The sequence below is a fragment of the Porphyromonas macacae DSM 20710 = JCM 13914 genome (genome assembly GCF_000379945.1).
GTDB classification, from domain to species: Bacteria; Bacteroidota; Bacteroidia; order Bacteroidales; family Porphyromonadaceae; genus Porphyromonas; species Porphyromonas macacae.
The window spans coordinates 13,753-37,697 of record NZ_KB904132.1; the positions used below are offsets into that span (position 1 = coordinate 13,753).

The 23,945-nt window shown below is 42.5% G+C and carries 23 protein-coding genes; 11 read left to right on the forward strand and 12 right to left on the reverse strand.

The window, feature by feature from the left end; all coding sequences use genetic code 11:
- Nucleotides 1-29: 29 nt before the first annotated feature.
- From A3GI_RS0105075 to A3GI_RS0105095, 4 genes are all read left to right on the forward strand, one after another.
- Nucleotides 30-2,399, forward strand: coding sequence for an ABC transporter permease (locus tag A3GI_RS0105075; RefSeq protein WP_018360389.1), 2,370 nt, complete (start codon nucleotides 30-32; stop codon nucleotides 2,397-2,399).
- A 4-nt stretch (nucleotides 2,400-2,403) separates the two neighbouring features.
- Complete coding sequence (locus A3GI_RS0105080; RefSeq protein ID WP_169333228.1) at nucleotides 2,404-4,785, forward strand: ABC transporter permease; 2,382 nt, start codon at nucleotides 2,404-2,406, stop codon at nucleotides 4,783-4,785.
- Between the two features lie 42 nt (nucleotides 4,786-4,827).
- A complete protein-coding gene (locus A3GI_RS0105085; protein ID WP_018360391.1) occupies nucleotides 4,828-5,490 on the forward strand; it encodes an ABC transporter ATP-binding protein in 663 nt (220 codons plus the stop codon).
- 345 nt (nucleotides 5,491-5,835) lie between these two features.
- Nucleotides 5,836-8,205 carry an ABC transporter permease gene (locus A3GI_RS0105095; protein WP_018360393.1) on the forward strand — a complete coding sequence of 790 codons (2,370 nt, stop codon included), beginning with the start codon at nucleotides 5,836-5,838 and terminating at the stop codon, nucleotides 8,203-8,205.
- A gap of 281 nt (nucleotides 8,206-8,486) precedes the next feature.
- Here A3GI_RS0105095 and fabD read toward each other — a convergent pair whose 3' ends face one another.
- From fabD to A3GI_RS0105120, 5 genes are all read right to left on the reverse strand, one after another.
- Nucleotides 8,487-9,368 carry an ACP S-malonyltransferase gene (gene fabD / locus A3GI_RS0105100; protein WP_018360394.1) on the reverse strand — a complete coding sequence of 294 codons (882 nt, stop codon included), beginning with the start codon at nucleotides 9,366-9,368 and terminating at the stop codon, nucleotides 8,487-8,489.
- A 111-nt stretch (nucleotides 9,369-9,479) separates the two neighbouring features.
- A complete protein-coding gene (locus tag A3GI_RS0105105) occupies nucleotides 9,480-10,940 on the reverse strand; it encodes an aminoacyl-histidine dipeptidase (protein WP_018360395.1) in 1,461 nt (486 codons plus the stop codon).
- 38 nt (nucleotides 10,941-10,978) lie between these two features.
- On the reverse strand, nucleotides 10,979-11,992 hold the full coding sequence (locus tag A3GI_RS0105110) for a lysylphosphatidylglycerol synthase transmembrane domain-containing protein (RefSeq protein WP_018360396.1): 1,014 nt from the start codon (nucleotides 11,990-11,992) through the stop codon (nucleotides 10,979-10,981).
- A gap of 267 nt (nucleotides 11,993-12,259) precedes the next feature.
- Nucleotides 12,260-13,045, reverse strand: coding sequence for a GNAT family N-acetyltransferase (locus tag A3GI_RS0105115; RefSeq protein WP_018360397.1), 786 nt, complete (start codon nucleotides 13,043-13,045; stop codon nucleotides 12,260-12,262).
- A 96-nt stretch (nucleotides 13,046-13,141) separates the two neighbouring features.
- Complete coding sequence (locus tag A3GI_RS0105120; RefSeq protein WP_018360398.1) at nucleotides 13,142-13,984, reverse strand: AraC family transcriptional regulator; 843 nt, start codon at nucleotides 13,982-13,984, stop codon at nucleotides 13,142-13,144.
- A 195-nt stretch (nucleotides 13,985-14,179) separates the two neighbouring features.
- Here A3GI_RS0105120 and rsmA point away from each other — a divergent pair, with 195 nt between their 5' ends.
- Nucleotides 14,180-14,965, forward strand: a complete 786-nt coding sequence (gene rsmA / locus A3GI_RS0105125) for a 16S rRNA (adenine(1518)-N(6)/adenine(1519)-N(6))-dimethyltransferase RsmA (RefSeq protein WP_018360399.1) — start codon at nucleotides 14,180-14,182, stop codon at nucleotides 14,963-14,965.
- 13 nt (nucleotides 14,966-14,978) lie between these two features.
- Here the strand turns inward: rsmA and A3GI_RS0105130 are convergent, their stop codons facing one another.
- From A3GI_RS0105130 to thrS, 6 genes are all read right to left on the reverse strand, one after another.
- A complete protein-coding gene (locus tag A3GI_RS0105130) occupies nucleotides 14,979-15,581 on the reverse strand; it encodes a 7-carboxy-7-deazaguanine synthase QueE (protein ID WP_018360400.1) in 603 nt (200 codons plus the stop codon).
- Nucleotides 15,582-16,001 carry a 6-pyruvoyl trahydropterin synthase family protein gene (locus tag A3GI_RS0105135; protein ID WP_025079599.1) on the reverse strand — a complete coding sequence of 140 codons (420 nt, stop codon included), beginning with the start codon at nucleotides 15,999-16,001 and terminating at the stop codon, nucleotides 15,582-15,584.
- A 166-nt stretch (nucleotides 16,002-16,167) separates the two neighbouring features.
- Entirely contained in the window at nucleotides 16,168-16,512 is a 345-nt protein-coding gene (rplT, locus tag A3GI_RS0105140; RefSeq protein WP_018360402.1) for a 50S ribosomal protein L20, read from the reverse strand.
- A gap of 124 nt (nucleotides 16,513-16,636) precedes the next feature.
- Nucleotides 16,637-16,834, reverse strand: coding sequence for a 50S ribosomal protein L35 (gene rpmI, locus A3GI_RS0105145; RefSeq protein WP_018360403.1), 198 nt, complete (start codon nucleotides 16,832-16,834; stop codon nucleotides 16,637-16,639).
- Between the two features lie 57 nt (nucleotides 16,835-16,891).
- A complete protein-coding gene (infC, locus tag A3GI_RS0105150; RefSeq protein ID WP_018360404.1) occupies nucleotides 16,892-17,479 on the reverse strand; it encodes a translation initiation factor IF-3 in 588 nt (195 codons plus the stop codon).
- Nucleotides 17,480-17,550: 71 nt separating this feature from the next.
- Nucleotides 17,551-19,503 (reverse strand): threonine--tRNA ligase, encoded by a 1,953-nt coding sequence (gene thrS / locus A3GI_RS0105155; RefSeq protein WP_026215952.1) that lies wholly within the window; start codon nucleotides 19,501-19,503, stop codon nucleotides 17,551-17,553.
- Nucleotides 19,504-19,926: 423 nt separating this feature from the next.
- Here thrS and A3GI_RS0105160 point away from each other — a divergent pair, with 423 nt between their 5' ends.
- The 6 genes from A3GI_RS0105160 (at nucleotide 19,927) to A3GI_RS10600 (ending at nucleotide 23,714) form a co-directional block, all read left to right on the forward strand.
- Nucleotides 19,927-20,394: an HU family DNA-binding protein gene (locus A3GI_RS0105160; protein WP_018360406.1), complete on the forward strand. Its 468-nt coding sequence runs from the start codon at nucleotides 19,927-19,929 to the stop codon at nucleotides 20,392-20,394.
- A 99-nt stretch (nucleotides 20,395-20,493) separates the two neighbouring features.
- Nucleotides 20,494-21,765, forward strand: a complete 1,272-nt coding sequence (locus A3GI_RS0105165; RefSeq protein ID WP_018360407.1) for a pepsin/retropepsin-like aspartic protease family protein — start codon at nucleotides 20,494-20,496, stop codon at nucleotides 21,763-21,765.
- Between the two features lie 343 nt (nucleotides 21,766-22,108).
- Complete coding sequence (locus A3GI_RS0105170; protein ID WP_026215953.1) at nucleotides 22,109-22,468, forward strand: hypothetical protein; 360 nt, start codon at nucleotides 22,109-22,111, stop codon at nucleotides 22,466-22,468.
- A complete protein-coding gene (locus A3GI_RS0105175) occupies nucleotides 22,465-22,668 on the forward strand; it encodes a hypothetical protein (protein ID WP_018360409.1) in 204 nt (67 codons plus the stop codon). The genes A3GI_RS0105170 and A3GI_RS0105175 overlap by 4 nt, the downstream gene beginning before the upstream one ends.
- Nucleotides 22,655-23,524, forward strand: a complete 870-nt coding sequence (gene dinD, locus A3GI_RS0105180) for a DNA damage-inducible protein D (protein WP_018360410.1) — start codon at nucleotides 22,655-22,657, stop codon at nucleotides 23,522-23,524. The genes A3GI_RS0105175 and dinD overlap by 14 nt, the downstream gene beginning before the upstream one ends.
- 7 nt (nucleotides 23,525-23,531) lie before the next feature.
- Complete coding sequence (locus tag A3GI_RS10600) at nucleotides 23,532-23,714, forward strand: hypothetical protein (protein ID WP_018360411.1); 183 nt, start codon at nucleotides 23,532-23,534, stop codon at nucleotides 23,712-23,714.
- A gap of 17 nt (nucleotides 23,715-23,731) precedes the next feature.
- Here the strand turns inward: A3GI_RS10600 and A3GI_RS10605 are convergent.
- A partial coding sequence (locus tag A3GI_RS10605; protein WP_018360315.1) for a hypothetical protein occupies nucleotides 23,732-23,945 on the reverse strand: 214 nt, incomplete at its 5' end.

Below are 23,945 nucleotides of genomic sequence, written 5' to 3' on the forward strand. Positions count from 1 at the left end.
AATAAAAACGATAATAAAACTCTTAATCCATGAATGCTTTTACTTTAGCCGGTCGCAGACTTTTCAAACCGGGAGAACATACCATCAGCAAACTGTTGACCCTTTCATTAGGCTTTGCTGTCAGTTTGCTGTTGCTTTCGATTGTTATCTTCCAGTATTCTTTCGAGCGTGATTACCCTGAATACGAACGTATCTGCAAGATACAAACCAATTATAAGATGCAGGTATCGAAAGGACAGGCGGAATCGAATGTGTTCAGACAGGTAAGCGGGGCTGTGGCACCTGCGATGCAGGAAGAAATACCCGACGTAGAAATGGCTACGCGCTATACAACAACCGGTGATCTCTCTTATGTTACGGAAAATAATGCTTCCTATAAAGGGTACACATTTTATGCCGACGATAAGTTTTTCGAGGTATTTGATGTTCCCTTGATTGCAGGAGACAGAGCTTCCATACTCAAAGATCGGACAAAGTGTCTGGTATCCGAAAGTTTCGCACAAAAAATGGGTGGAGATGTTCTCGGTAAACGGATATCTCCCCGTATGACTCCCGGAGTATTTATTACCATAGAGGGTGTTTATAAAGACTTTCCGAAGAATAGCGAAATAAAGGGCGATGTTATTCTGTGTATTCTGAATTTAGGAGAAAAAAGCTTGAATAACTGGATGGGAAATGACCGTTATCGGGGCTATGTAAGACTGCGTAAAGGCGTAAAACCCGAAAGCCTGAAAGAGGCTATTTGGGAAATGCAGAAAAGGCATCAGGATATGGAAGCAATGAAAAAGTCCGATTTAGAATTGCATTACGAACTGATACCGATCAGTCGATTACGATTTCAGGATCCTACACTGGTAAATATGGTGCGTATCCAGCAGATTGTGGGTATAGCCGTATTGCTGATTTCTTTGTTGAACTATGTGCTTATGACCATAGCTTCCATGGTTAACCGCCGTAAAGGAGCGGCTATTCGTAAATGTTACGGTGCTACATCCCTGCAGATAGAACGCATGATGATCTGGGAAACTTTTATTTATTTGTTTATCGCTCTATTTTTAGCCGTAATTTTATTGGCGGCATTCAATAAACCACTGGAAAGTCTGACTTCCGTTCCTTTGCTATACCTTATTTCCTGGCGATTGGCTTTTGTGCTGATAGCCGTATTGACCGTTTCCACTTTTGTTATGGGCTGGTTGCCCGGCTGGGTACTTTCCAAGACGCCTGTAATGAATATTTTCCGTAAGTCGGCAGAGCATAACCGTACGTGGAAGTTGGGCTTGCTTTTTGTGGAAATTCTGGCCTCCGCTTTTCTAATCGGTATGCTCACCGTAACGGGAATGCAATACCGGCACATGGTTATACAGGATGCCGGCTATCAAGTCAAAGGGCTTTATTTTACCGAGTTGCGTAATATAGATAAAGAGAAGCTGCCTACAATCATAGATCAGTTAAAGAAAATACCCGGATTTGAAGGGTACTCGTTGACGACCTCCATGCCGGCCAGCCCCGGCCAGAGCGGAGATAATCTGTCCGATCCTGTTTCAGAACGGGAGTTGATCAATGTGGCCGATCTTTTCGATGTAGATGAATATCATTTCGATTTATACAAATTCAAACTTCTGGAGGGTCGTAAATTCGATGCTGCCACGGTCAAAGGAAAAGAAATTATGGTTAGCCGTAAATCGGCTGAAACTGTTGCCGAGCAAATGGGGTGGCAGGATGGTGTTGTGGGTAAAGAGATTTTTCTTTCGTCGTATGGCAAGGTAACCATTCGGGGTGTTTATGAGGATATTCTCGTGCGTCGCGCCCATCTTAGTCCTTATCCCGAAAAGATGGCATCAGTCATGGTTTACGGAGATGAGTGGATCTTATATCTGACTGCTCGATTCGACCGCATGGATGGCGAATTGATGGCCGAAATCAACGATATATTGCAACAGGCGGATCCATATAAGGAAACGACCTTTGAGGATATGGAAGCCGAATTGCTGAAACGTTTCGATGCAGCCAAAACCTTCCGGAATACCATCCTTTTCGGTAGTGCCATTGCCATACTCATTGCTTTAGTCGGACTTATCGGATACGTCAATACCGAGGTAAACAGACGCCGTAAAGAATTGGCCATACGCAAAATTAACGGTGCCGGAGCCATCGACATTTACCGTCTGTTTGTTCTTGATATTTTCAAGATCAGTATTCCGGCTGTTTTGGTCGGCTTGATTGCAACTTTTTATTTCGGAGCCAACTGGCTGGAAAAGTTCAATTATAGAATTTCACTTACAATATGGCCATTCCTTGCCGTAGGTCTCTTGGTCATGCTTATTATTATCGCAGCGGTAGTCTTCAATGTTCGCCGTTTGATTCGTCAGAATCCCGTAGAATCTATTAAGTATGAATAATAATATGAATTATGTAAAACAATCCTGGCGTCGTCTTGGCAAGAAAGGTGAAAAAACTTTTATTAAAATTCTTTCTCTTGGATTGGGCTTGTCTTTTGGCTTCCTGATGCTTAGCGAGGTGTTGTATTATTACAGTTTTAACAGTTTTTATCCCAATGCCGGACGCACATATCTGACTTATGTTTACGGAAGGGGGTCGGGTAACGAACAGGCAGATGAAACCGTCTTTACCAATGGAGCGGTTGCTCCGGGTTTACAGTCTTCCGTTTCAGGTATTGAAGCTGCTACCCGTTTCAGAGTGGTAACTTATAAAGATGAGTTTATCACGGAGGAGAAAACTAAAATATCGGCCATGGCGATTTTAGCCGACGAGCAATTTTTTGACGTCCTCGGCAGGCCGATTCTTTCAGGAGAACCCCGGTCTGCATTAAGCCGGTCGCTCTACTGTATGATTTCGGACAAAACAGCAAAAGCGTTGGGTGGCAATCCGGTCGGAAAAACCATTATATGGGAAAAGAAACCCGATCAGGTACTGACCATTGCAGGAGTTTTCAAAGCACTGCCCGAAAACACCACAATGCGTTACGATATTGTTATTTCTCTTGAGTCCGAAAGTTTGTTAATGGGCAATGAACTTCAAAATCGATGGTTTGGCGGAGGAGATGTTTTCAATACGCTTGTCCGTCTGGCTCCGGGAGTCTCCCCAGCTTCATTGAGAAAGGATCTGGACGACCTGGCACGGAGAAACCTGCCGATGGAAGAATTGGAGCAGAACGGCGGCAAAATGGAATACAGGCTGAGACCGATACGACGCATTATGGTCGATTTTGAAACGGTTAAGAAGATGATTCCGATCATGTCTCTTTTGGCTGTCGGTATTTTAGTTCTTTCGGTAATGAATTTTGTACTTCTCGTCTTTGGGACTATGCTGAATCGTGTAAAAGGGCTTATCGTCCATAAATGTTATGGAGCCGGCCAGAAGGATTTGATACGGATGTCTTTTGCCGATTCGTTTTTGTTGTTGATTTTATCTTGTGTACTTGCTGTCGTTTTTATTCTTCTGGTGCGTCCTCTTTTTGAAAGTTGGGTGGCGCATTCCATCGAGGCGATGTTGAATATTACGGTCATTTTGCCCTTGTTGTTTTTACTGCTCTTTATTTTAATCGTGATCAGTTTCCTGCCGGCGGTCCTTTACAATCGTTTTTCAGTGACCGATTCCATGCAGAAAATAAAGTTGGGCGGTCGTAAATGGAAACTTATACTGCTTTTCGTGCAATTGGTTTGTTCGTCCATGATGCTCACCATGCTTTATGCCGTACAGCACCAATACCGTGTTATGGAGCAAAGCGATTTGGGTTATCGAACAGCCGGGAATTATTATATAAAACTTTTTTATAAGGAACCGGCACGGCAAATAGCTTTCAGAGAGCAACTCAGTCAGATACCCGGTGTGGGCAAGCTATCATTTGCAGCCGTTATTCCGGCGTGGATACAAAGCGGCAATGTAGTCTACGATTCTAAGAACCCGGACAATGAAGTATTTACTTTTACGGATTTGGGCTGGATCGATGCCGATTACGCCGATATCATGAAGTTGACTTTCGTGGAAGGCGCACCTTTCAAAGAAGGTAAATCCGCACCGACGGATATTATTGTCAGCCGTAAGTTTGCAGACCGCCTACGAAATCTGAATGTAATCGAAGGACCGGTTGTCGGTGCCAATATTACCGTATCAGGGAAGAAGCGAGGGAATAATATAATGACGATCAGAGGTGTTTATGAAGATATCGTTGTCAACAGTCTTTCCTATCCCGACAATCGTCCGCAGTTGATGAACTATTATGAAAATTACGGCAATGTGCTGATCATATCTCTAACCTCAGACACTCAGGAAGTCAGACAATCCATTATCAACCTTTTGGACAAGGAGTTCGGCACCGGTAAAGTGAGTTTGTACAGTATGGAGGAAGACAAATACGTCGCGCTGGGCAGTGTACGTTCTTTCCGTAATGGAATAGCAGTAGGCGGTGTGATAGCAGTGCTGATTGCCCTTATCGGTATCGTGGGGTATGTCAGTAATGAGGTTGTTCGCCGGAGAAAAGAACTTGCCATTCGCAAAATAAACGGAGCAGGAACTGTCGATATACTTCATGTTTTTATTGCCGATATATGCAAGGTTTCCTTACCGGCCATTGCCATAGGAGTGATTTTGGCTTATTGGGTCAGTGAGATGTGGCAAGCCGGATTTGCCGTTCATGCCGGATTAACCTGGTTTTCAGGTCTCCTGTGTATGATTCTGATCTTACTTCTTGTGCTTTCGGTAGTATCCTTGAGGTGCCTGCAAATAGCACGCGAAAATCCTGTGAAATCCATTCAAAGCGAGTAATCCGAATTTTAATAGAATATTAATCTTTAATAACTAAAAACAATGATTGAAATTAAAAACTTGAGCAAGATTTTCCGTACGGAAGAGATTGAAACAGTGGCCCTGGATGGCGTTAGCATGAATGTTAAAGAAGGTGAGTTTATTGCCATTATGGGTCCCTCAGGCTGTGGGAAGTCCACATTGCTCAATATCCTGGGTCTGCTGGATAACCCGTCTGAAGGATCTTATACATTGGATGGCCAGGAGGTCGGAAACCTGAAAGAAAAGGATCGTACATCTGTGCGTAAAGGAAAAATCGGTTTTGTTTTTCAGAGTTTTAACCTGATCGATGAAATGACGGTGGAAGAGAATGTGGAACTGCCATTGATCTATTTGGGAGTGAAAGCCTCCGAGCGTAAAAGCCGTGTAGAAGAGGCTCTTCGCAGAATGAGCATCAGCCACCGTTCGAGCCATTTCCCGAACCAGCTTTCGGGTGGTCAGCAGCAGCGCGTGGCCATAGCCCGTGCTGTGGTTGCCAACCCTAAATTGATTCTTGCGGATGAGCCTACGGGTAATCTGGACTCTAAAAACGGAGCTGAAGTGATGTCGTTGCTGACACAACTGAATAAAGAGGGTTCTACCATCGTGATGGTAACCCATAGCGAACATGATGCCGGCTTTGCACATCGTGTAGTAAAACTCTTCGACGGTAAGATAATCGGCTGAGAAGTCGGTTAAGTGCCGATGGCAGGGAGAAAAGCTTTTATTGTTGATAAGAATAAGAGATGGGCAAGAAACTCTTATTTGTGATTTGTTTTTTCATACTCGATATCTCCCTGTAAAGTCGTGAAACGGTTACCGGCAAAATTTGCCTGTAACTGTTTCCGACCATCGGTAAAACTTCCTTCTCGAATAGAATTAAAACTGTATTCATTTTGATGAGAGAATAAGAGTACGGCAGTAATAAGATTCTTCGGAAAGAGAATGAAGTATGTATTTTTAAGATTCAAGACCAGAGGAAAGGGATTTACCTTTATTATTAATACAAAACAATGTTACAGTAGATAGTATATGCGTACTTATTTCAAATATCTGAGCCGCAATAAACTTTACACTTTCGTCTCAATCATGGGGTTTGGCGTTTCACTGATGTTCGTAATAATTTTGGGCTTTTATGCCAAGAATGAGCTTACGGTGGACAACATACACAAGAAGGCGGATCGTATTTTTATGATGAGAAGTGAAGAACAGTCTGCTCTCAGTAATCCGACTCCTGCCTATATCCGGGATTTGATTCCGGAAGTGGAAAGTTTTTGCCGTGTTTTATCGTCGAATATTTTGGTTAAGACATTTAATAACGAGGCGGTTTCAATAAAAGAACTTTTAGCTGACAGTACCTTTTTCAGCCTGTTCGATTTTCCGCTTATTGCAGGAAACAGACATGAAGTGTTGCGCTTGCACAATTCCGTCGTGCTGACCGCTACAGCGGCAAAAAAACTGTTCGGAGATGAAAACGCGATCGGCAAAACGATACCCTTGCATGGAGAACATTTTACCGTAACAGGTTTGATGAAACCGATACCGAATAACAGTCAGTTTCCCAAGGTCGATTGCATTGTCAATTACAACGCCATTACTCTTACTCGGGGTAAGGAGATTTTAGAGAACTGGGGTAATTGCAGTTTTACGGCATACTTTCTGATGAAGCCGGGTACGAATGTTCATGCCAAAGAAAAGTTTTTGGAGGAAACATTCAAGAAGGATGAGCGCACATGGATTTACAAGAACGGATTTCAGAAAGAAGTTCATTTCGTTCCTCTTCGCAAGTGTTACTTCGACCCCAAAGTAACGGCCGGCACGTATGATATACAAAAGAATGATCCGACAAAAGTGAAAGTTATTACCGGTATCGTTTTCCTGATCTTAATCATAGCCATGCTTAACTATATCAACATGACTGTGGCACAAGCCGGCTTCAGAGGCAAGGAAGCTGCTATACGCCGTCTGCATGGTAGCAGCCGTTCGGAACTGATACGCCGCTTTCTGAGAGAGTCTTTGGTCATGACTGCCATATCTTTTGCGGTGGGGCTGCTCTTGGCTTTTCTGATGGAGCCGTTCTTCGAACGCGTATTGGATACACGTTTGGATTTGATTCATCAGTTTACCCCCGCTGTTATTGTCGTTGCTTTGCTTTTTGTTTTACTGCTGTCGGTGTTGGCCGGCATTCTGCCTGCTGTCATTATCTCCCGGTTCAGACCTATCGAGATCGTCAAGGGCACATTTCGCTACCGGGTAAAGAGCGTATACTCCAAAGTACTTATCGTATTCCAGTATACGGTATCGGTGGGGCTGCTGATTTGCAGCTTCTTCATGCTCCTTCAGACACGCTTTCTTATGTATACCGATTTGGGGTTTCGCACGCAGGATATCCTTTGGATAAACAATCAGATGGATTCCGTTCCACAGGCGTTGTTACGTACGGAGTTGATGAAGATACCGGATGTCGACATGGTTACATTCTGTGCCGGTGAACCGTTGAGATATAATAATAATTTATCTTTTTCCAAAAACGGTGAAGCCGTAAGTTCTTGGGAAATGGCTGTGGATACCTGTTTTTTCAAGTTTTTCGAGATCGAACCGCAACCGCTGACCGCTGAACCGATTGAAGTGATATTCGAGAAGGGGGCACAAGTCCGGGAAACGAAAATCGTACCGACTTATGGAAACGCCAAAATGATCAATGTCGTACAGCCCGATCCGGTAACGAATATGTATACACAGCATGAGCGGAGCGAACTAAGGTATTGGATGGTGGGTAAGATGCCCGATATCAAATTTAAGCCCTTGACCATGGAACAACCGCCTTTGCAGGTTCGTCCCTTATATAGAAACGAGTATCCGTGGGCAACACTGGTGCGTGTTAAAGACAGTGCCGACAAAAATGTGGTAAGGCATCAAATCATGGAAACTTATAAACGTGTCGGAAATCTGACTATGGCAGATGATCCCATGTGGGCAAAGGATATCATCAAACAGCGGTATACGAATCAGATCAACCTCTCGCAGCTGATAACAGCCTTTGCTGTGCTTACCATGTTTATAATGATTATGGGTGTTTTTGCCATGAGCCTTTACATGATACGGCAGAAGGAGAAAGAAATAGCTGTTCGCAAGGTGAATGGAGCAACGGAAAGTATCATCCTGCGGATGCTCAATCTGGAGTCATTGAAACGGTTGGGCATTGCTTTGGTTATAGCTGTGCCTGTTTCATATTGGGCTATGAAAAGATGGCTGGAAACATTTGTTTACCACATAGATCTTTCGTGGTGGGTGTTTGTTTTGGCTGCATTGATTGTTATTCTACTCTCTCTTTTGAGCACGAGTGCGCAAAGCTTGAAAGCCGCTCGTGCCAATCCCGTGAAATACCTCAAAAACGAATAATCGTATAGGGAAAAAGAAAGCGGCTGTATCTGATTTATTTTGGATACAGTCGCTTTCTTCATGAGATAGAATAAAGACGATAAAACTTCTCTGCCTGATGGTTGAAAATTCTTAGCGCAATGGATTTTCAACGAAGTTAACTTGGATTTTTATTCTTTGCCTGAAGAATTTTCGGCCATCAGGCAAAGAATTTCGGCTATCTGCAAGGAGTTGTATTAGAACGCCTTACAAATAGCCGAAAATTTTACCGAAAAATCTAAAATCGAAAGAAGCGATAAATGTTATTGATGGCTTTCGGCTTCAACCTCTTTATCGATCTTTTTTATCAGACCCTGCAAAACGGAACCGGGACCGAATTCCATGAACTTACCGGCTCCGTCTGCAATCATTTTCTGAACGCTTTCCGTCCAACGTACAGGGGCTGTAAGTTGCATAATCAGGTTTTGTTTGATTTCTGCAGGATCGGAAACGGCTGCGGCAACTGCATTCTGGTAAATAGGGCAACTCGGTGTATTAAATGCGGTTTCTTCAATGGCCTTGGCCAACTCTTCCCTTGCCGGCTCCATAAGCGGAGAGTGGAAAGCACCGCCCACTTTGAGCGGAAGAGCACGCTTGGCTCCTGCAGCTTTAAGTTCTTCACAAGCTTTGTTTACCCCCTCTATCGAACCGGAAATAACGATTTGTCCGGGGCAATTGAAGTTTGCAGCTACTACCACCTCGTCTTTGATTCCATTGATGACTTCTTTTACTTTCTCATCGGGCAGACCGATGATTGCTGCCATTGTACTTGGCTGTAGCTCACAGGCTTTTTGCATGGCCATCGCACGTTTGGAAACCAAACGAAGACCATCTTCAAAACTCAATGCTCCGATAGCCACTAAAGCGGAGAATTCACCCAGTGAATGGCCGGCAGCCATATCGCACTTCAGATTGTCCATTGTGGCAGCTTTAATGACGGAGTGTAGAAAAACCGCAGGTTGTGTAACCTTGGTTTCTTTTAATTGTTCGTCTGTACCGGCGAACATAATATCGGTAATGTTGAAGCCTAATATTTCATTGGCTTGGTCGAATAATTGCTTTGCTTTGGGGAAATTTTCATACAGTTCCTTTCCCATTCCTACAAATTGTGCTCCTTGACCCGGAAAAACAAAAGCTGTTTTCATATTAAAAATAGTTTATAAAATAATAACCCTCCGACCGTAAAACACCTTTGAAAATGAGGTTTATCATGGCGGAGGGTTTGACAATTACTGATTTTTCATTTTCAGAAAATATTATTCGATGTGTGTGAGTGCATCTTTCAGCGCATTCCATGTACGCTCGACAGAGGCAATGTGAACTTTTTCATCGGGAGAGTGCGGACTTCTGATATCCGGCCCCACAGAAATCATGTCCATATCGGGCATGGCTCCCTGAATAATGCCACATTCCAAACCGGCGTGGATTACTTTTATTTCGGGCGTTTTGCCATAGCATCTTTCATAGGCCTCTTTCATGTACTTCATGATGGGGGAGTTGATATTCGGCTCCCAACCATTATAGGGTGCATCGAACTCGACTACCGCTCCGGCCAGATTGAATGTGCTTTCGATCATCGAAGCCAGATACATCTTGCGTGACTCGGACGAGCTGCGTACAAGGAATACGGCTTCGAACTTTTTGTCTTTTACCGTAACCCTGGCCATGTTGGACGAAGATTCCACCGTACCGGGGAAACTGGTTAGCATAGAGATTACTCCATTCGGACAAGCCTCGATGGCATTGATGATACTGTCCTGAATTTCTTCCGGCACAACGTGTGAGGGTACGTGTTCCAAACGCTCGGCTTCGAATTTGATACCGTCTTCGATATTTTCGTACTCTTTGATAAAAATATCCTGATAGTCCGAAACCAATTCCCACAACATATCGGCCTCATTTTCCGGTATGGTAATGGTGGCGAAAGCTTCACGCGGGATAGCATTGCGCAGAGAGCCGCCTTCAAACTCCACTAAACGGGCACCGTTGTTTTCCACGGCATCTTTCAGGAAGCGGAACATCAGTTTATTGGCATTAGCGCGTCCTAAATCTATTTCCATGCCCGAGTGTCCTCCTCTTAACCCTGTGAGGGAAAGTTTTACTCCCACATCACCTTCCGGTGTTTGTTCTTCTTCCTTGTATTCCAAAGAGGCATTGACATCGATACCACCGGCACAACCTACAAAAAGCTCGCATTCGGACTCGGAATCCAGATTAATCAGAATTTCTCCTTTTGAGAAACCCGGTTTGAGCCCATTGGCTCCTACCATACCGACCTCTTCGTCTATGGTAAAAAGAGCTTCGAGCGGTCCGTGCCGGAAATCGTTGTCCGCCATAACGGCCAAAGCATATGAGGCTCCGATACCGTTGTCTGCTCCCAGTGTGGTTCCGCGCGCAGTCACCCAATCACCCTCTACATATGCGTCGATGGGATCTTTAGTAAAATCGTGAACAGTTGCCGTATTTTTCTGGGGAACCATATCCAGATGCGACTGTAGTGTTACTACCGGTCTGCTTTCAAATCCGGGTGTGGCAGGTTTACGAATCAGAATGTTACCGACTTCGTCTTCTAATGTTTCTAAATTCAGGGATTTACCGACCGATTTGATATATTCGGTTACTTCTTTCATTTGCCCGGTGGGGCGGGGAATTTGTGTCAATTCATAGAAATATCCCCAAACCGGTTGAGGTGCAAGATTCTTAATCTCGGAAGCCATAGTTATACGATTATCAATGTTAATGTTTTCACTGGCTGTTAAGCCGACACACGAATATAATCTTTATTCGTTAAAGGTAAAAGAAAGATGCCTATAAATCCTGCAATTACAGTACCTAAGGATTGTATGGTATGCACAATCAGGGCAAAAGCTCCGGCATCGTCTTTGGCTACCCCGAAAGCCACTAATGCGGATATGACCATGAAATGCCAGGGACCGACACCTCCCTGAACCGGAACAATAACGGCCAGACTGCCCATGGCAAAAGCAATCAGACCGACACCCAAACCTAAAGCACCGGTGAAGCTGAACGCAAAGAATGTGACATAGAAGTAAAAGAAGTAACCGATCCATATCAGTAAACTATAGGCGATGAACAGGGTTCTTTTTTTCATGTTCACAATCGATTTCAACCCATCGAGGAGCTTATTGATAAAAGAAGTGATTCGATGCTCCGGTTTTTTCCGAACTAAATATCTGTAGATAACTCCGATGGCGGTGCCTAAAACAACTATTCCGAGATAAAACCAGATAGAGCCGAAAATGGATGAGAACCCCTCTGTTATGCTTGAGTTTTTAGAGAAAAATTCAGAAAAGAATTGTCCTGCTCCTATGAAAATGGATAGCAGAATGATGCCTATGATGAGAAGATCTATGATGCGCTCAACAAATAGAGTTCCCAATAACCGGCTGAAAGAGATTTTTTCGTATCTGCCCATTTCCACACAGCGCCAAATTTCTCCGGCGCGGGGCAGTGCCATATTTACGGCATAGGAACCCAAAGTGGTGTAGACAGCATTGCTTTTTTTGGTATGCGGCTCTCCTGCAATTAACGGCTCTATAAGTATCTGCCACCGAAGTCCGCGAAGAATATTTGCTCCGATACCCAAAAATAATGAACCGATGATGACAGAATAATTTACCCCGCTTTTTATGATATGGGTAATGGAATGGAAATCCATTTTTCGATACGTTACCCACAACAGTGTGATTCCGATAAAAAGGGGCAGTATTACTTTTAGAACAGATTTCAGCCTTTTATCCACATTCATTCTCTTTTATATTTTGTACGATTCATCTGCAGTGCAATAAATTCGCTCTCATTGCATATTGATGATTTGCAGCAGGAACGAATGTAAGGGAAACCGATAAACTGTTTGAAAACAATTTATCGGCTATGCTCTCCCCGGTTTGCACGCCAAATAACTCGTGTTCAAAGATATAAAAACAAAAGAGATGTTTTTCCACCAATCTCTCTAAAAGGAGTATGATTTATTTACAATTCTTGTGGAAGCAATGAATTAAAGAATAATATGGACTTAAGGTTTTTTATTCTGAATTTCTTTCAAGAATTTGTTAAACCGCGATTCCGTACATATGCTCATATCCGTTGTTAGAAATCTGCCATTATAGAATACCGAAAAGATTGTGGCAGGAGTTGGGGATGATTGTGCTTGATCCATCGTCTCCAACTTTATGATTTTTAGCGGAATATTATTCGATTCCGTCAGGAATGATAAAGAGCCATTTACATAATAGTCCGTAAACGGACAGCGACTGCTATAGTAAACGACCATTCCTTCTTTGTGCTCGCATGCCCCGCTTTTTACACACTCTTTGAACGATGGAGCAGGGGATTGGGAATTTATTCTCAAAGCCAGCAGAGAAAATCCGCTCTCTATTTTTTCTATTGTTTCAAATCCCTGTCCGAGCAACCATTTGGTGTCGCTCATGAAGTGAAATTTCTTTGTTCCGACCACTGTAACCAAACCGCTTTTACCTTGTGCTTTCGCATCATCGATGGCAGATTGCAGTAGATTTTTGGCATGTCCGTGCCCTTTATACTGTCCTGAAACCCAAAAACAATTTATCATTAAATAGTTCGGGGCATCAACCGGAAGCCAGGCTTTTTCAGCCGGAACATATTCTATAAAAACCTTTGCACGAGCATCCAGTCGTCTGAAAATATATCCATTGTCCAACTCTTTTTTGAGCCATGCTTTTTTCATTTCATATCCTTCTGAACATTTTTTATCGGAGAATGCACAGCAGATATGTTCGTTATCGATGTTTTCTTTTGTAAGGACAATGTATTTTGTTTCCATATGTTTTAGATTTTATATTATTACAGGTATACCGGACGATGTATCATGTCTTATAGTTTCGAGAGTATTGATTTCGCTGCGATATATCGGACAATTCTATTTTATCGGTATATAAACTTTTGTTATATTCTCTTTGTCATGCTGTTTTGAATAGTGGATATACTCTTCAAATGCCATGCCATGGCGAATTGTATATTCAAAATTCACGCTGATGTTATTATACAGCTCTTGTAATCCGAAACAACTGCCATGCAAAGTATATACCGCATATTTACCTTGTTGCAAGACGAACGTTCCGAATTCACCTCTTGGAATAATTTTCTTTTGTACTGATGCACAAGCATAGAAGCGACAGAGATTTGGTTTTGTGATATTAGGGTCATCAAAACTTAATCCGATAAAACGTGTTTTAGATGTCAGAGCCTGATTGGCTTTCAGGAATCGTATCAATTTATTCCATGCTTTTTCATAGGTTTTTTCCTCACCGTATTTACCGAATATTCGAATATAAACCAGCTCCAAGCCTTCAAAATGGTATATTTCAGCTTGGAGATTATTCCTGTTTCCACTGCTTCGTACATATCTTTCCAATTGAGATTGCAACTCATTCAAATATGTTTTAGGAGGTATTCCGAACTGTTTCTTAAAAGCTTTTGAGAACGATTGCGGATTATCGTATCCTACCATTGCGGACAATTTCGTCAAGCTCATTTTTTCTGTTTGCATATACAATACAGCCCGTTCGACACGCTGTCTGGATATATAGGTATACAATGACTCTTTCAATGCGGAACGCATGATACGGAGTAGTTGTCTTTGGGATACGTTTATCTTATCCGCAATTACATCCATTTGCAACGGAGAATGCAGGTTGGCACTTATGTAATCGATGACCTGATTGATTTTTTCCTGATAAAAATGTTCGGTACTGTATCTCATCATCTCTGTTTTTTGCTAATATACTTGCTTTCCGACAGATTGATATTGTCCAATTTCGCCAATTTGATATTTCAAAAAACTTTGCCACAACAATATGACATTGCAGAAATACGGCTTTTCCTCTTTCATACCGATGGCTCCTGAACTATTTAGTAACTTTACGACATTAATTATTCGGAAGTAAAATACAATTATATGTCTCAAGTCAGGGCTAAAAAATCCTTAGGGCAGCATTTTCTTAAGGATTTAAGTGTTGCCGAACGAATTGCCGATACGCTCGATTCTTATAAATCGTTACCTGTTTTGGAGGTTGGTCCCGGTATGGGTGTCCTTACTACTTTTTTGTTGAACAAAGGATATGATACCCGTGTGGTGGAGCTGGATGCGGAGTCGGTAGATTACTTGAAGAAGAATGAACCCAGGTTGAACGGACGAATTATCGAAGCCGATTTTTTGAAACTTGATTTGACGCATATATTCCCTGAACCACAACAATTCACGCTGATAGGGAATTACCCCTACAATATTTCCAGTCAGATTTTCTTTAAGTTGTTGGATTATAAAGACCGAATACCTTGCTGCTCGGGTATGCTGCAGCGAGAGGTTGCCCAACGTCTGGCTTCGCCTCCCGGCAAAAAGGCTTACGGTATCTTGAGTGTGTTTTTACAAGCCTGGTATGATGTGGAATATCTTTTTACTGTAGACGAACACGTATTCAATCCTCCTCCCAAGGTGAAGAGTGGGGTAATACGCCTTGTGCGAAATTCACGTACGGATCTCGGTTGCGATGAACAGCATTTTCGTCGTTTGGTTAAAACAGCCTTTAATCAGCGGCGTAAGACTTTGCGAAATTCATTGAAACAACTTTTCGGACCGGAATATACCGGATATGATAATCCGATCTTTGCCAAACGTCCGGAACAACTGAGTGTGGAAGATTTTGTGCTTTTAACACGTATGGAGCAAGGCTTGGATGCTTAAAAAGAAATGCGGTCTATTGGAAATCGAGTAGCTTGTGCAGTTGGATACTAAGCCGCCATTTCGGATTTTCCATAATAAATTGCAGGCAACGCTCTACTGCTTCTCGATCTATTTCCATATTCTTATTGCCTGAAAATATCGGACTGACCATATACGCTCTGGCCGGAGGTAAAACTCCGATATCCGGAGGTAAGGTTCCTCTTGATCCGACAGGAAATCGAAATTCATCTACACCATTAGGGAAGTTGGATTTGAGGAAGGGTATTGCTTCGGGTTTCGGACTGCAGGTAATATAATCTATCCCTGTTGGTACAGTACGTGTTCCATTGGTTTCGATGGCTTGCTCATAACCTGCATTCTTAAAATAGGCTGTAATCTCATCTGTTAATTGTAAGGTCGGTTCTCCTCCTGTCCAGATGATAAGACGGCCGGGGTACTCGTCGATGACTTTTTCTATCTCTTCGACAGACATTGGTATGCCATTTTTGAAATCCGTATCGCAATAAGAGCATTTCAGATTACAACCGCTAAGGCGGATGAATATGGCCGCACGTCCTGTATTCAAACCTTCCCCTTGAAGACTGTAAAAGATTTCCTTAATATTCAGTTTCTTCATCTATAACTTGTATGTGGCTGCGCATTTTCTCGTCTCTTCCACTCGGCATTCGATTAGAGTTACTCCGGTATTCTTCAATTGTACAGGAGCGATCTCTTCTACTAAATATTGGGCGATTTTTTCGGCAGTCGGATTGAAAGGAACAATAACCAAATCGTCAGGAGCGATTTTTTGCAGGTCGGGGAGCATAGGATCTTCTTCCCAAATCATCATCTTATGATCCCAATTATCTTCAAGCCATATACATAGCTTTTCTTTGATAATACTGAAGTCGATGATTCTTCCCAAGTCATCCAGTTGAGCAGCAGTGCAACTGAAATGTATGCGGTAATTGTGCCCATGCAGATGTCGGCACTTATGTTCGTGTCCCACGACACGGTGTCCCATACTTATATCGTGATAACGTTCGGCAGTTATGATCATCTTCTCTTTTATATTGATAAAATCATCCGTTTTTCTATCTGCAAAGATACGGTTTCAAACAACAAATCTCAACAAAGAGCCTGCCGGTTTATACCGTCTCTATATAAAAAGACCGTCCCTTTTTGCATAGAGACGGTCTTTTTGGTTTTTTCGGAAATGATGTTTATTTCACCTTGTTTACAATGGCTTTGAACGCTTCAGGGTGATTTACCGCCAAGTCTGCTAAAACTTTACGGTTGATTTCAATTCCCTTCGTATGGAGCGCACCCATCAGACGAGAGTAGGACATACCCTCCAGACGTGCGGCGGCATTGATACGTTGAATCCACAAAGAGCGGAAGTTGCGTTTTTTGTTCTTACGGTCGCGGTAGGCATAAGTCAAACCTTTTTCCCATGTGTTTTTAGCTACCGTCCAAACGTTCTTGCGGGCACCGTAGTATCCGCGAGTCAGCTTCAGAATTCTTTTTCTTTTTGCTCTGGAAGCGACGTGATTGACTGATCTTGGCATAATTGATAAATTTTGTGATTGGCAGCGGCCGAGCGTAATAACGGCTCTTTAATGCTGTCCTCTCTGTTACTTAAAATCTTACTTGTTGCAAACTTTTAATTGAGTTTTACCCACTCTAAGCGGATTATCTCAAATTCAGCATTTCTTTTACCGACTTTTCGTCTACGCGGTTAATCGTTCCGAAGTTAGTCAGGTGACGTTTTTGCTTTTTGGTTTTCTTCGTCAGAATGTGACTCTTAAAAGCATGCTTACGTTTGATTTTACCTGTTCCGGTAAGTGCAAATCTCTTTTTAGCACCGGAGATAGTCTTTTGTTTAGGCATTTTTGTTAAGTTTTTAATTTATATATGGTCATTACCTACGCAGCCTATGCGCGGCAATTATTCCATTTCTTTGGTTTCTTCTTTTTTAGGCTGATTGTTTTCTTTAGCCTTTTTGGAACCTCCTTCTTTCTTGGGTGCCAACATAATTGTCATACGTTTGCCCTCAAGAACCGGGAGGTGTTCCACTTTCCCGATTTCTTCCAAATCATTTGCAAAGCGTAGCAAAAGTACTTCTCCCTGATCCTTAAACAGAATGGAACGGCCGCGGAAAAAAACGTATGCTTTAACTTTGGCACCTTCCTGAAGGAAGCCTTTTGCATGCTTCAACTTAAAGTTGTAATCATGTTCGTCTGTCTGAGGACCGAAACGAATTTCTTTAACTACAACTTTCGTAGACTTAGCTCTTTGCTCTTTTTGACGTTTCTTTTGCTGGTAAACAAATTTTTGATAGTCAATAATACGGCATACAGGCGGTTCGGCATTCGGTGATATTTCTACAAGGTCAAGATCCTGATCTTGAGCCATTCTGCGCGCTTCTTGGATACTATATATACCTTGTTCTACATTATCACCCACTAATCGCACCTCACGAGCACGAATACCTTCGTTGGTGCGGTATTGTAATTTGAGTTTGTCTGATACCATTCGTTCCTTTCTGCTAAGTCCTTTCTGATTTAGTTGTTTTTATTTTAATATAGAAGCCCGGATAGTCTGTCTTATTGTCGCCAACTTTCGAGCATATCTTCCACTTCTTTTAATATTTGCTCGGCAAAGGTAGTAATTTTAATTGAACCTTTATCTCCCTCACCTTGCTTTCTTACAGATACTTCACGATTTTCCGCTTCTTTTTCACCGACAATGAGCATATAGGGTATTCTTTTTAACTCGTTGTCACGAATCTTACGGCCGATTTTTTCGTTTCTGTCGTCTACCTGTACGCGAACGTCCTGCTCGTTCAGTATTTTGGCTACTTCGTATGCGTAATCGTTGAATTTTTCACTGATCGGGAGTATGATTACCTGATCCGGAGCGAGCCACAGCGGGAATTTACCGGCAGTGTGTTCTATAAGCACGGCAACAAAACGCTCCATTGAGCCAAAAGGCGCGCGGTGTATCATCACCGGACGGTGCTTTTTATTGTCTTCTCCGGTATATTCCAAGTCGAAGCGTTCCGGTAAGTTGTAGTCCACCTGTATGGTTCCCAACTGCCAGCTTCTACCCAAAGCATCTTTTACCATGAAGTCGAGCTTGGGACCGTAGAATGCGGCCTCTCCGTATTCAACGTGTGCAGGCAACCCTTTTTCTTCACAAGCCTCCACAATTGCTCTTTCCGCACGTTCCCAATTTTCATCGCTACCGATATACTTCTCACGATTGTTTGGGTCGCGAAGAGAAATCTGTGCTTCATAGTTTTTGAAGTCCAAAGCCTTGAAGATGATGAAGATGATATCCATCACTTTACAAAACTCCTCCTTGATCTGATCCGGTCGGCAGAAGATGTGAGCATCGTCTTGCGTAAACCCCCTGACCCGTGTCAGACCATGCAGCTCTCCGCTTTGTTCGTAGCGGTAAACCGTTCCGAATTCGGCCAGGCGCAAAGGCATATCGCGGTACGAGAACGGAGAAAGCGATTTATATATTTCGCAGTGGTGCGGGCAGTTCATGGGTTTGAGCATAAACTCTTCACCTTCCTGCGGCGTTGTGATGGGGCGGAAACTGTCTGCTCCGTATTTTGCATAGTGTCCGCTTGTTATGTAAAGCTGTTTGTTCCCGATATGTGGCGAGATTACTTGCTGATAACCGAATTTTTTCTGAATTCGTTTAAGAAAATCTTCCAACTGGAGTCGTAATTGAGTGCCACGGGGGAGCCATAACGGCAACCCGGCACCCACATTGGACGAAAAAGCAAAAAGTTGGAGCTCTTTGCCGATCTTGCGGTGATCGCGTTTTTTCGCTTCTTCCAGCATGACCAGATAATCGTCCAGCATTTTCTTTTTTGGGAATGTTATGCCATATATACGGGTAAGCTGTTTCCTCGTTTCATCTCCGCGCCAGTATGCTCCTGCCACGCTTAGCAGTTTAATGGCCTTGATGTATCCGGTATTCGGCAAGTGAGGACCACGGCAAAGGTCTGTAAATCCTCCCTGTGTATAGGTGGTGATATGTCCATCCGGCAGTTCGCTGATGAGCTCCACTTTATATTCATCATTTTTATCGCCGAACATTTTTAATACATCCGCTTTGCTGATGTCATTTCTTTTGATGGTTTCTTTTCGGGCAACGATTTCACGCATTCGTTCCTCAATAACCGGAAGGTCGGAGTCTTTGATCGATACGCCTTCTCCCGGATCGACGTCATAATAGAAACCGTTTTCTATGGCCGGCCCTATGCCGAACTTTGTGCCCGGATAGATTTCTTCCAATGCTTGTGCCATCAAGTGCGCACTGGAGTGCCAATATGCGTGTTTACCCTCAGGATCTTTCCATTTATAAAGTTTGATTTCAGAATCCCGGTTGATAGGTCTCATCAAGTCCCAAATCTCACCGTTAACACCGATTGAAAGAACTTCTTGCTGGAGACGGCTGCTTATACTGCCGGCAATATCGTAGCCGGTAACTCCATTTTCATACTCACGTACATTCCCGTCCGGGAAAGTTATTTTAACCATTTTATGTCGATCTGTTTTTATCTGATTCATAATTGATTTACAAAAGTAAAACTATTATTTGAAAGAGGTTGCCGATACACCAAAGGCAAGGGCTGTTTTTAAGAAAAAATCCATCCCTGAGGGGCTAAAAAAGGCAGAATAGTACAAATGAATTACGATACAGTCAGTTCTGATTTTTAGGTATTTGGTGAGAAACGTTCACCCCGACTTGCGGGAAGTGCTCGAAGAAGCTATCGAATCTTACGTAAGATTTCAAAGATTCTTACGTCACTCCTTCAAAATCTTACGTCACTTTTTAGAGGATTTATTACCACTTTCAAAATAAATAGGATATTTTTGCGTTATCGGTGTAAATAGATGCTTCCGTAAGCGAAATCCTCCGACTTCGGGAGTGCGAAACAAAGGAGGAATATCTGACTCATCATGGCAAACAAACCTTTACAATTCGTTCTTGTGGAACGTAAAATGAATTTTGGCGCAAACGCCGGGAAAATAGTACAAGTTGCTAAGCCTACGGGTAGGCATCGTGTTAGTTTCCGCAGTTTCTGCGAACGGGTGGCCAAATCCACCACATTTAACCGTCAGGAAGTAGAAGCCGTATTGAACTACGCTACAGAAATCGCACGTGATATTGTGGCGAATGGAGACATCGTAGAGTTCGGCGATTTAGGAACGCTCAACCCCTCATTCAAAAGTAAAGTCGTACCTAAAGGAGAGACTTTTAACGTGCAAAAACATATCGAAAAGCCCGTGGTTCGCCTCAGTCCGTCAAAGAAGTATTTTACGCTTACCGACGTGACCTACGAACAGACAACAGCCAAGCCCAAGAAAGGCACAAAGCCTTCTGTGCCAAAACCTAACGAGGACGAGGACCCGGTTGTGGGGATTTAATCAATCCTGCAGAGCAATTGCCATCGGCAGTCGCTCTGCACAAATGACTTTAAAGAAAACGATATTTTACATACATATGAACAATAGGGAGGATACATAATGAAAATGAAATGTATTTTATTGTCGATTTTATCTGTGGTCATTACAACAACGGCTTTTGCGCAGGACAGAGCTGAATGTGAACGGATTGCCGGCGTCGTGTTCGAGGCCGTCGGCAAACAAGACATGACACAAATCAAGCCCCACCTCTCGGAAAAGTTTGAAATATCAGGGCAAACCACACCGGTAGCGGAAAAAGTGCTCGAAATGTTGGTGGGCAACTTAGGAGGCATCAAAAGTTTTACCCTGACAGAGGCTCGTACGGATGCCACAGGTCTGACATTGAACTACGATGTGGAATATGAAAAAAAAGGGAAAAAACAGGCTTTTTTCGAGTTCAACGAAAAGAACAAGATAAGAAGAATGGAATTGCTCAAAATCGAAGTAAAAACAGCAAAAACAGATCCTTCAAAAATTCAGTACAATCCGGAAAACGTAATAGAAATTCCGTTTACAAGAATGGGAAGGCTGATTATCGTCAAGGCTTCTATCAATGGAATAGAAAAAGATTTCATACTGGATAGCGGTTCAGGGTTTACCATAATCAATTCGAAATACATGGAAAAGGATACAACAACCGATGCAGGAACCAACAAGACTGTTTTAAGTTCTGCCAAAGGGGTGCACGATGAGAGTTTATCGGGGACTAATATCGTCAAAGCAAGTATTGACTTCTATGGAACCCGTGTCGATGAGCAAGATATGCTGACGCATGACATCTCCCATCTGGAAATTGACGGCAGACCTATTTACGGTCTGATAGGTCATGATTTGCTGAGAAAATACGATGTATTGTATGATTATGACAGGAAAGTTATTACGCTCATCAATCCTGACTATTTCGAAACATATCGAAAAGAGAAATTTTCGGGTCACCTTATCGAAACCGTTCCTCTCGAATGGCGAGGGCATATTCCGATTGTCTCTATCGAGATAGGCGGCAGTTATCGCAAGATGGGTATCGATTGCGGAGCAACCGTTAATTTGTTGGATGTGGAACTTCTGCCTCAGATGAAGGGATATCTGAAGAAAATAAAGACAAGGGATTTGGGAGGAGCTTCCATAAATAAGAAAAATGTAACTCATGCTATACTCAAGAGGTTTTATGTAGGAACAACGCTGTACAAAAACACAGAAACGGTTTTTAGCAACATCGCTCATCTGAACAAAGATAAAGAGGTGAAACTCGACGGATTACTGGGGTATGAGTTCCTTTCGAAACGACCGACACTGCTGAGCTATCAGCGTAAAGAACTACTGCTGATAAAATAGCCAAAAAAGAGCTTATATGACAATCGAATGGCTATTCAATTACACAATCTATGAATTTTGTCACCTGCAAACTTGCGGTAAAACCATTGAAAGAGTAGAAATGGCTTTTTGTTACTTTTGAGCCGTTTCAACTCACTGTCAAAAGTAATGAGGTGTTTTTCATCGAGGTTTCTTTGCTCCTTTCTTTGTCCGCCCGAAGCTCACGAAAGAAAGGAGGGGGTGTGTCAAAACATGGAATTGTGAGAAGTTTCCTTTTATATCGATAGTTACCACCCTTTCTAATCAGATAAAACAATCGCTATCATTGAGTTTTTGGCTCTTTGATAGCGATTGTTCTTTAAAAATGATAGTTGATTTAGGGGAGAATGGAGTTTTGACACAGCCCCCTGAAAATTCATATATAAATGATAAAATGAAGACAGAAGTAATAACTTTAATAGGTGTAATACTTACGTTTATTATTGGCTTGGTCAATATAATAGTAACTTTAAAACAGTCAAATAAAAATACATTTATCAACACAATAACAATTGCTCGAAAAGAGTATTTAATTGCACTTTGCAAAACGGTTGCTGAGTTTTGTACAATGGCAATTACCGGAAATGAAAATAAGACGGAGCTAATAGGATTGTCATATCAATTAAAAATGTTTATGAATCCTGCTGGTTGTCCTGATTGTTGGGATGGTGAAGCTTTAAAATGATCGATAAAATCATTCAAGCAGAAAATAATAAGGATGATGTTTATAAATTCTTGTCGTTGATGCAATCGCGGCTTGCACTTGAATGGCGGGGAATGACAGATGAGAGTAAACAAGGGAATATAAACGAGAAAAAACTACGGGAAAAATATTATTCGGAATTTTTAGAATATACAAAACAAAAAGACAATGGACAAGAATAGTATATTGCAATACAAATCTGCCTTTGACAGCATCGTTCGATACATAGAAAGCGATGATGCCAAAGAACAAATTGAGATATGGTTTGCACGCGAATTGCAAACCATATTGGGCTATGCCCGTTGGGAGAATTTTCTCGTTGCCATACATCGGGCAGTCGCTTCGTGTAAGTCGCAGGGAATCAATATAGATGACCATTTTCGTGAGGTCACGAAAATGGTAGAATTAGGTAGTGGTGCCAAGCGTGAAGTTTCTGATTTTATGCTTACTCGTTACGCTTGTTATCTCATTGCTCAAAACGGAGACCCAAAGAAAGAAGAAATAGCCTTCGCCCAAAGTTATTTTGCAGTACAAACACGAAAAGCAGAGTTGATAGAGGAACGGCTAAACCTGTTTTCCCGATTGGAGACTCGGGATAAATTACGAGCAGCAGAAAAGCAATTATCTCAGAATATTTACGAACGAGGTGTTGACGATAAAGGTTTCGGGCGAATACGCTCCAAAGGCGACACGGTTCTTTTCGGAGGACATACCACAGAAGATATGAAGAGACGATTGAGCGTGAAATCCAACAGACCGTTAGCTGATTTTCTACCCACTCTTACCATCGCAGCCAAGAACCTCGCCACAGAAATGACGAATTACAACGTGGAGAACAAGGACCTACACGGAGAGCCATCCATTACTCATGAACATATTCAGAACAATCAGAGTGTACGTGCCATGTTGGGAAATCGTGGTATCAAACCGGAAGAATTGCCACCAGCAGAAGACATCAAGAAGTTGGAGCGTAAAGTTACTCGAGATGAGAAGAAAATAGAACAAGCCTCGCAAAAACTTCCGAAGAACAAGAAATAAAAACGATATGAATGAATTCATAACAGCATTGTGTAGTAATGCAAGGAATGAACGAATCTCCGAAGAATATGACTTCTTCGGTAATTTGATAGGCGAATGGAACATCGTGTGGAACGACCATTTGGAAGATACCGAACCACGAAGGGTAAAGGGGCTGTGTCAAAATGAATTTTGGCGCAGCTCCTTTTAGTTTTGGTTTGTGGTTGGTTAAGCCACCGGTTTTAGCCTTTGAGGGATATTTTTGTGTTTTTCGAGGAGGTGGAAGCGCATGAGGCCGAGATTGAGGGTTGATATAGGTCTTTTGGGAGTGTTTTTCGCCTTTCGAGCAACCTTAGCACATAGTTTCTTCAGATTAAAGGCCATAGCTAGAAAGGCGAAGTCCATCTTGACCTGCTCTAAGCCCATATGTCTGAAACGCCGA

Excerpts from the sequence above, each read along its gene's own strand:
- A3GI_RS0105075 (WP_018360389.1), top strand. The coding sequence starts at position 30 with ATGAATGCTTTTACTTTAGCCGGTCGCAGACTTTTCAAACCGGGAGAA.
- A3GI_RS0105080 (WP_169333228.1), top strand. The coding sequence starts at position 2,404 with ATGAATTATGTAAAACAATCCTGGCGTCGTCTTGGCAAGAAAGGTGAA.
- A3GI_RS0105085 (WP_018360391.1), top strand. The coding sequence starts at position 4,828 with ATGATTGAAATTAAAAACTTGAGCAAGATTTTCCGTACGGAAGAGATT.
- A3GI_RS0105095 (WP_018360393.1), top strand. The coding sequence starts at position 5,836 with ATGCGTACTTATTTCAAATATCTGAGCCGCAATAAACTTTACACTTTC.
- fabD (WP_018360394.1), bottom strand. The coding sequence starts at position 9,368 with ATGAAAACAGCTTTTGTTTTTCCGGGTCAAGGAGCACAATTTGTAGGA.
- A3GI_RS0105105 (WP_018360395.1), bottom strand. The coding sequence starts at position 10,940 with ATGGCTTCCGAGATTAAGAATCTTGCACCTCAACCGGTTTGGGGATAT.
- A3GI_RS0105110 (WP_018360396.1), bottom strand. The coding sequence starts at position 11,992 with ATGAATGTGGATAAAAGGCTGAAATCTGTTCTAAAAGTAATACTGCCC.
- A3GI_RS0105115 (WP_018360397.1), bottom strand. The coding sequence starts at position 13,045 with ATGGAAACAAAATACATTGTCCTTACAAAAGAAAACATCGATAACGAA.
- A3GI_RS0105120 (WP_018360398.1), bottom strand. The coding sequence starts at position 13,984 with ATGAGATACAGTACCGAACATTTTTATCAGGAAAAAATCAATCAGGTC.
- rsmA (WP_018360399.1), top strand. The coding sequence starts at position 14,180 with ATGTCTCAAGTCAGGGCTAAAAAATCCTTAGGGCAGCATTTTCTTAAG.
- A3GI_RS0105130 (WP_018360400.1), bottom strand. The coding sequence starts at position 15,581 with ATGAAGAAACTGAATATTAAGGAAATCTTTTACAGTCTTCAAGGGGAA.
- rplT (WP_018360402.1), bottom strand. The coding sequence starts at position 16,512 with ATGCCAAGATCAGTCAATCACGTCGCTTCCAGAGCAAAAAGAAAAAGA.
- rpmI (WP_018360403.1), bottom strand. The coding sequence starts at position 16,834 with ATGCCTAAACAAAAGACTATCTCCGGTGCTAAAAAGAGATTTGCACTT.
- infC (WP_018360404.1), bottom strand. The coding sequence starts at position 17,479 with ATGGTATCAGACAAACTCAAATTACAATACCGCACCAACGAAGGTATT.
- thrS (WP_026215952.1), bottom strand. The coding sequence starts at position 19,503 with ATGGTTAAAATAACTTTCCCGGACGGGAATGTACGTGAGTATGAAAAT.
- A3GI_RS0105160 (WP_018360406.1), top strand. The coding sequence starts at position 19,927 with ATGGCAAACAAACCTTTACAATTCGTTCTTGTGGAACGTAAAATGAAT.
- A3GI_RS0105165 (WP_018360407.1), top strand. The coding sequence starts at position 20,494 with ATGAAAATGAAATGTATTTTATTGTCGATTTTATCTGTGGTCATTACA.
- A3GI_RS0105170 (WP_026215953.1), top strand. The coding sequence starts at position 22,109 with ATGATAGTTGATTTAGGGGAGAATGGAGTTTTGACACAGCCCCCTGAA.
- A3GI_RS0105175 (WP_018360409.1), top strand. The coding sequence starts at position 22,465 with ATGATCGATAAAATCATTCAAGCAGAAAATAATAAGGATGATGTTTAT.
- dinD (WP_018360410.1), top strand. The coding sequence starts at position 22,655 with ATGGACAAGAATAGTATATTGCAATACAAATCTGCCTTTGACAGCATC.
- A3GI_RS10600 (WP_018360411.1), top strand. The coding sequence starts at position 23,532 with ATGAATGAATTCATAACAGCATTGTGTAGTAATGCAAGGAATGAACGA.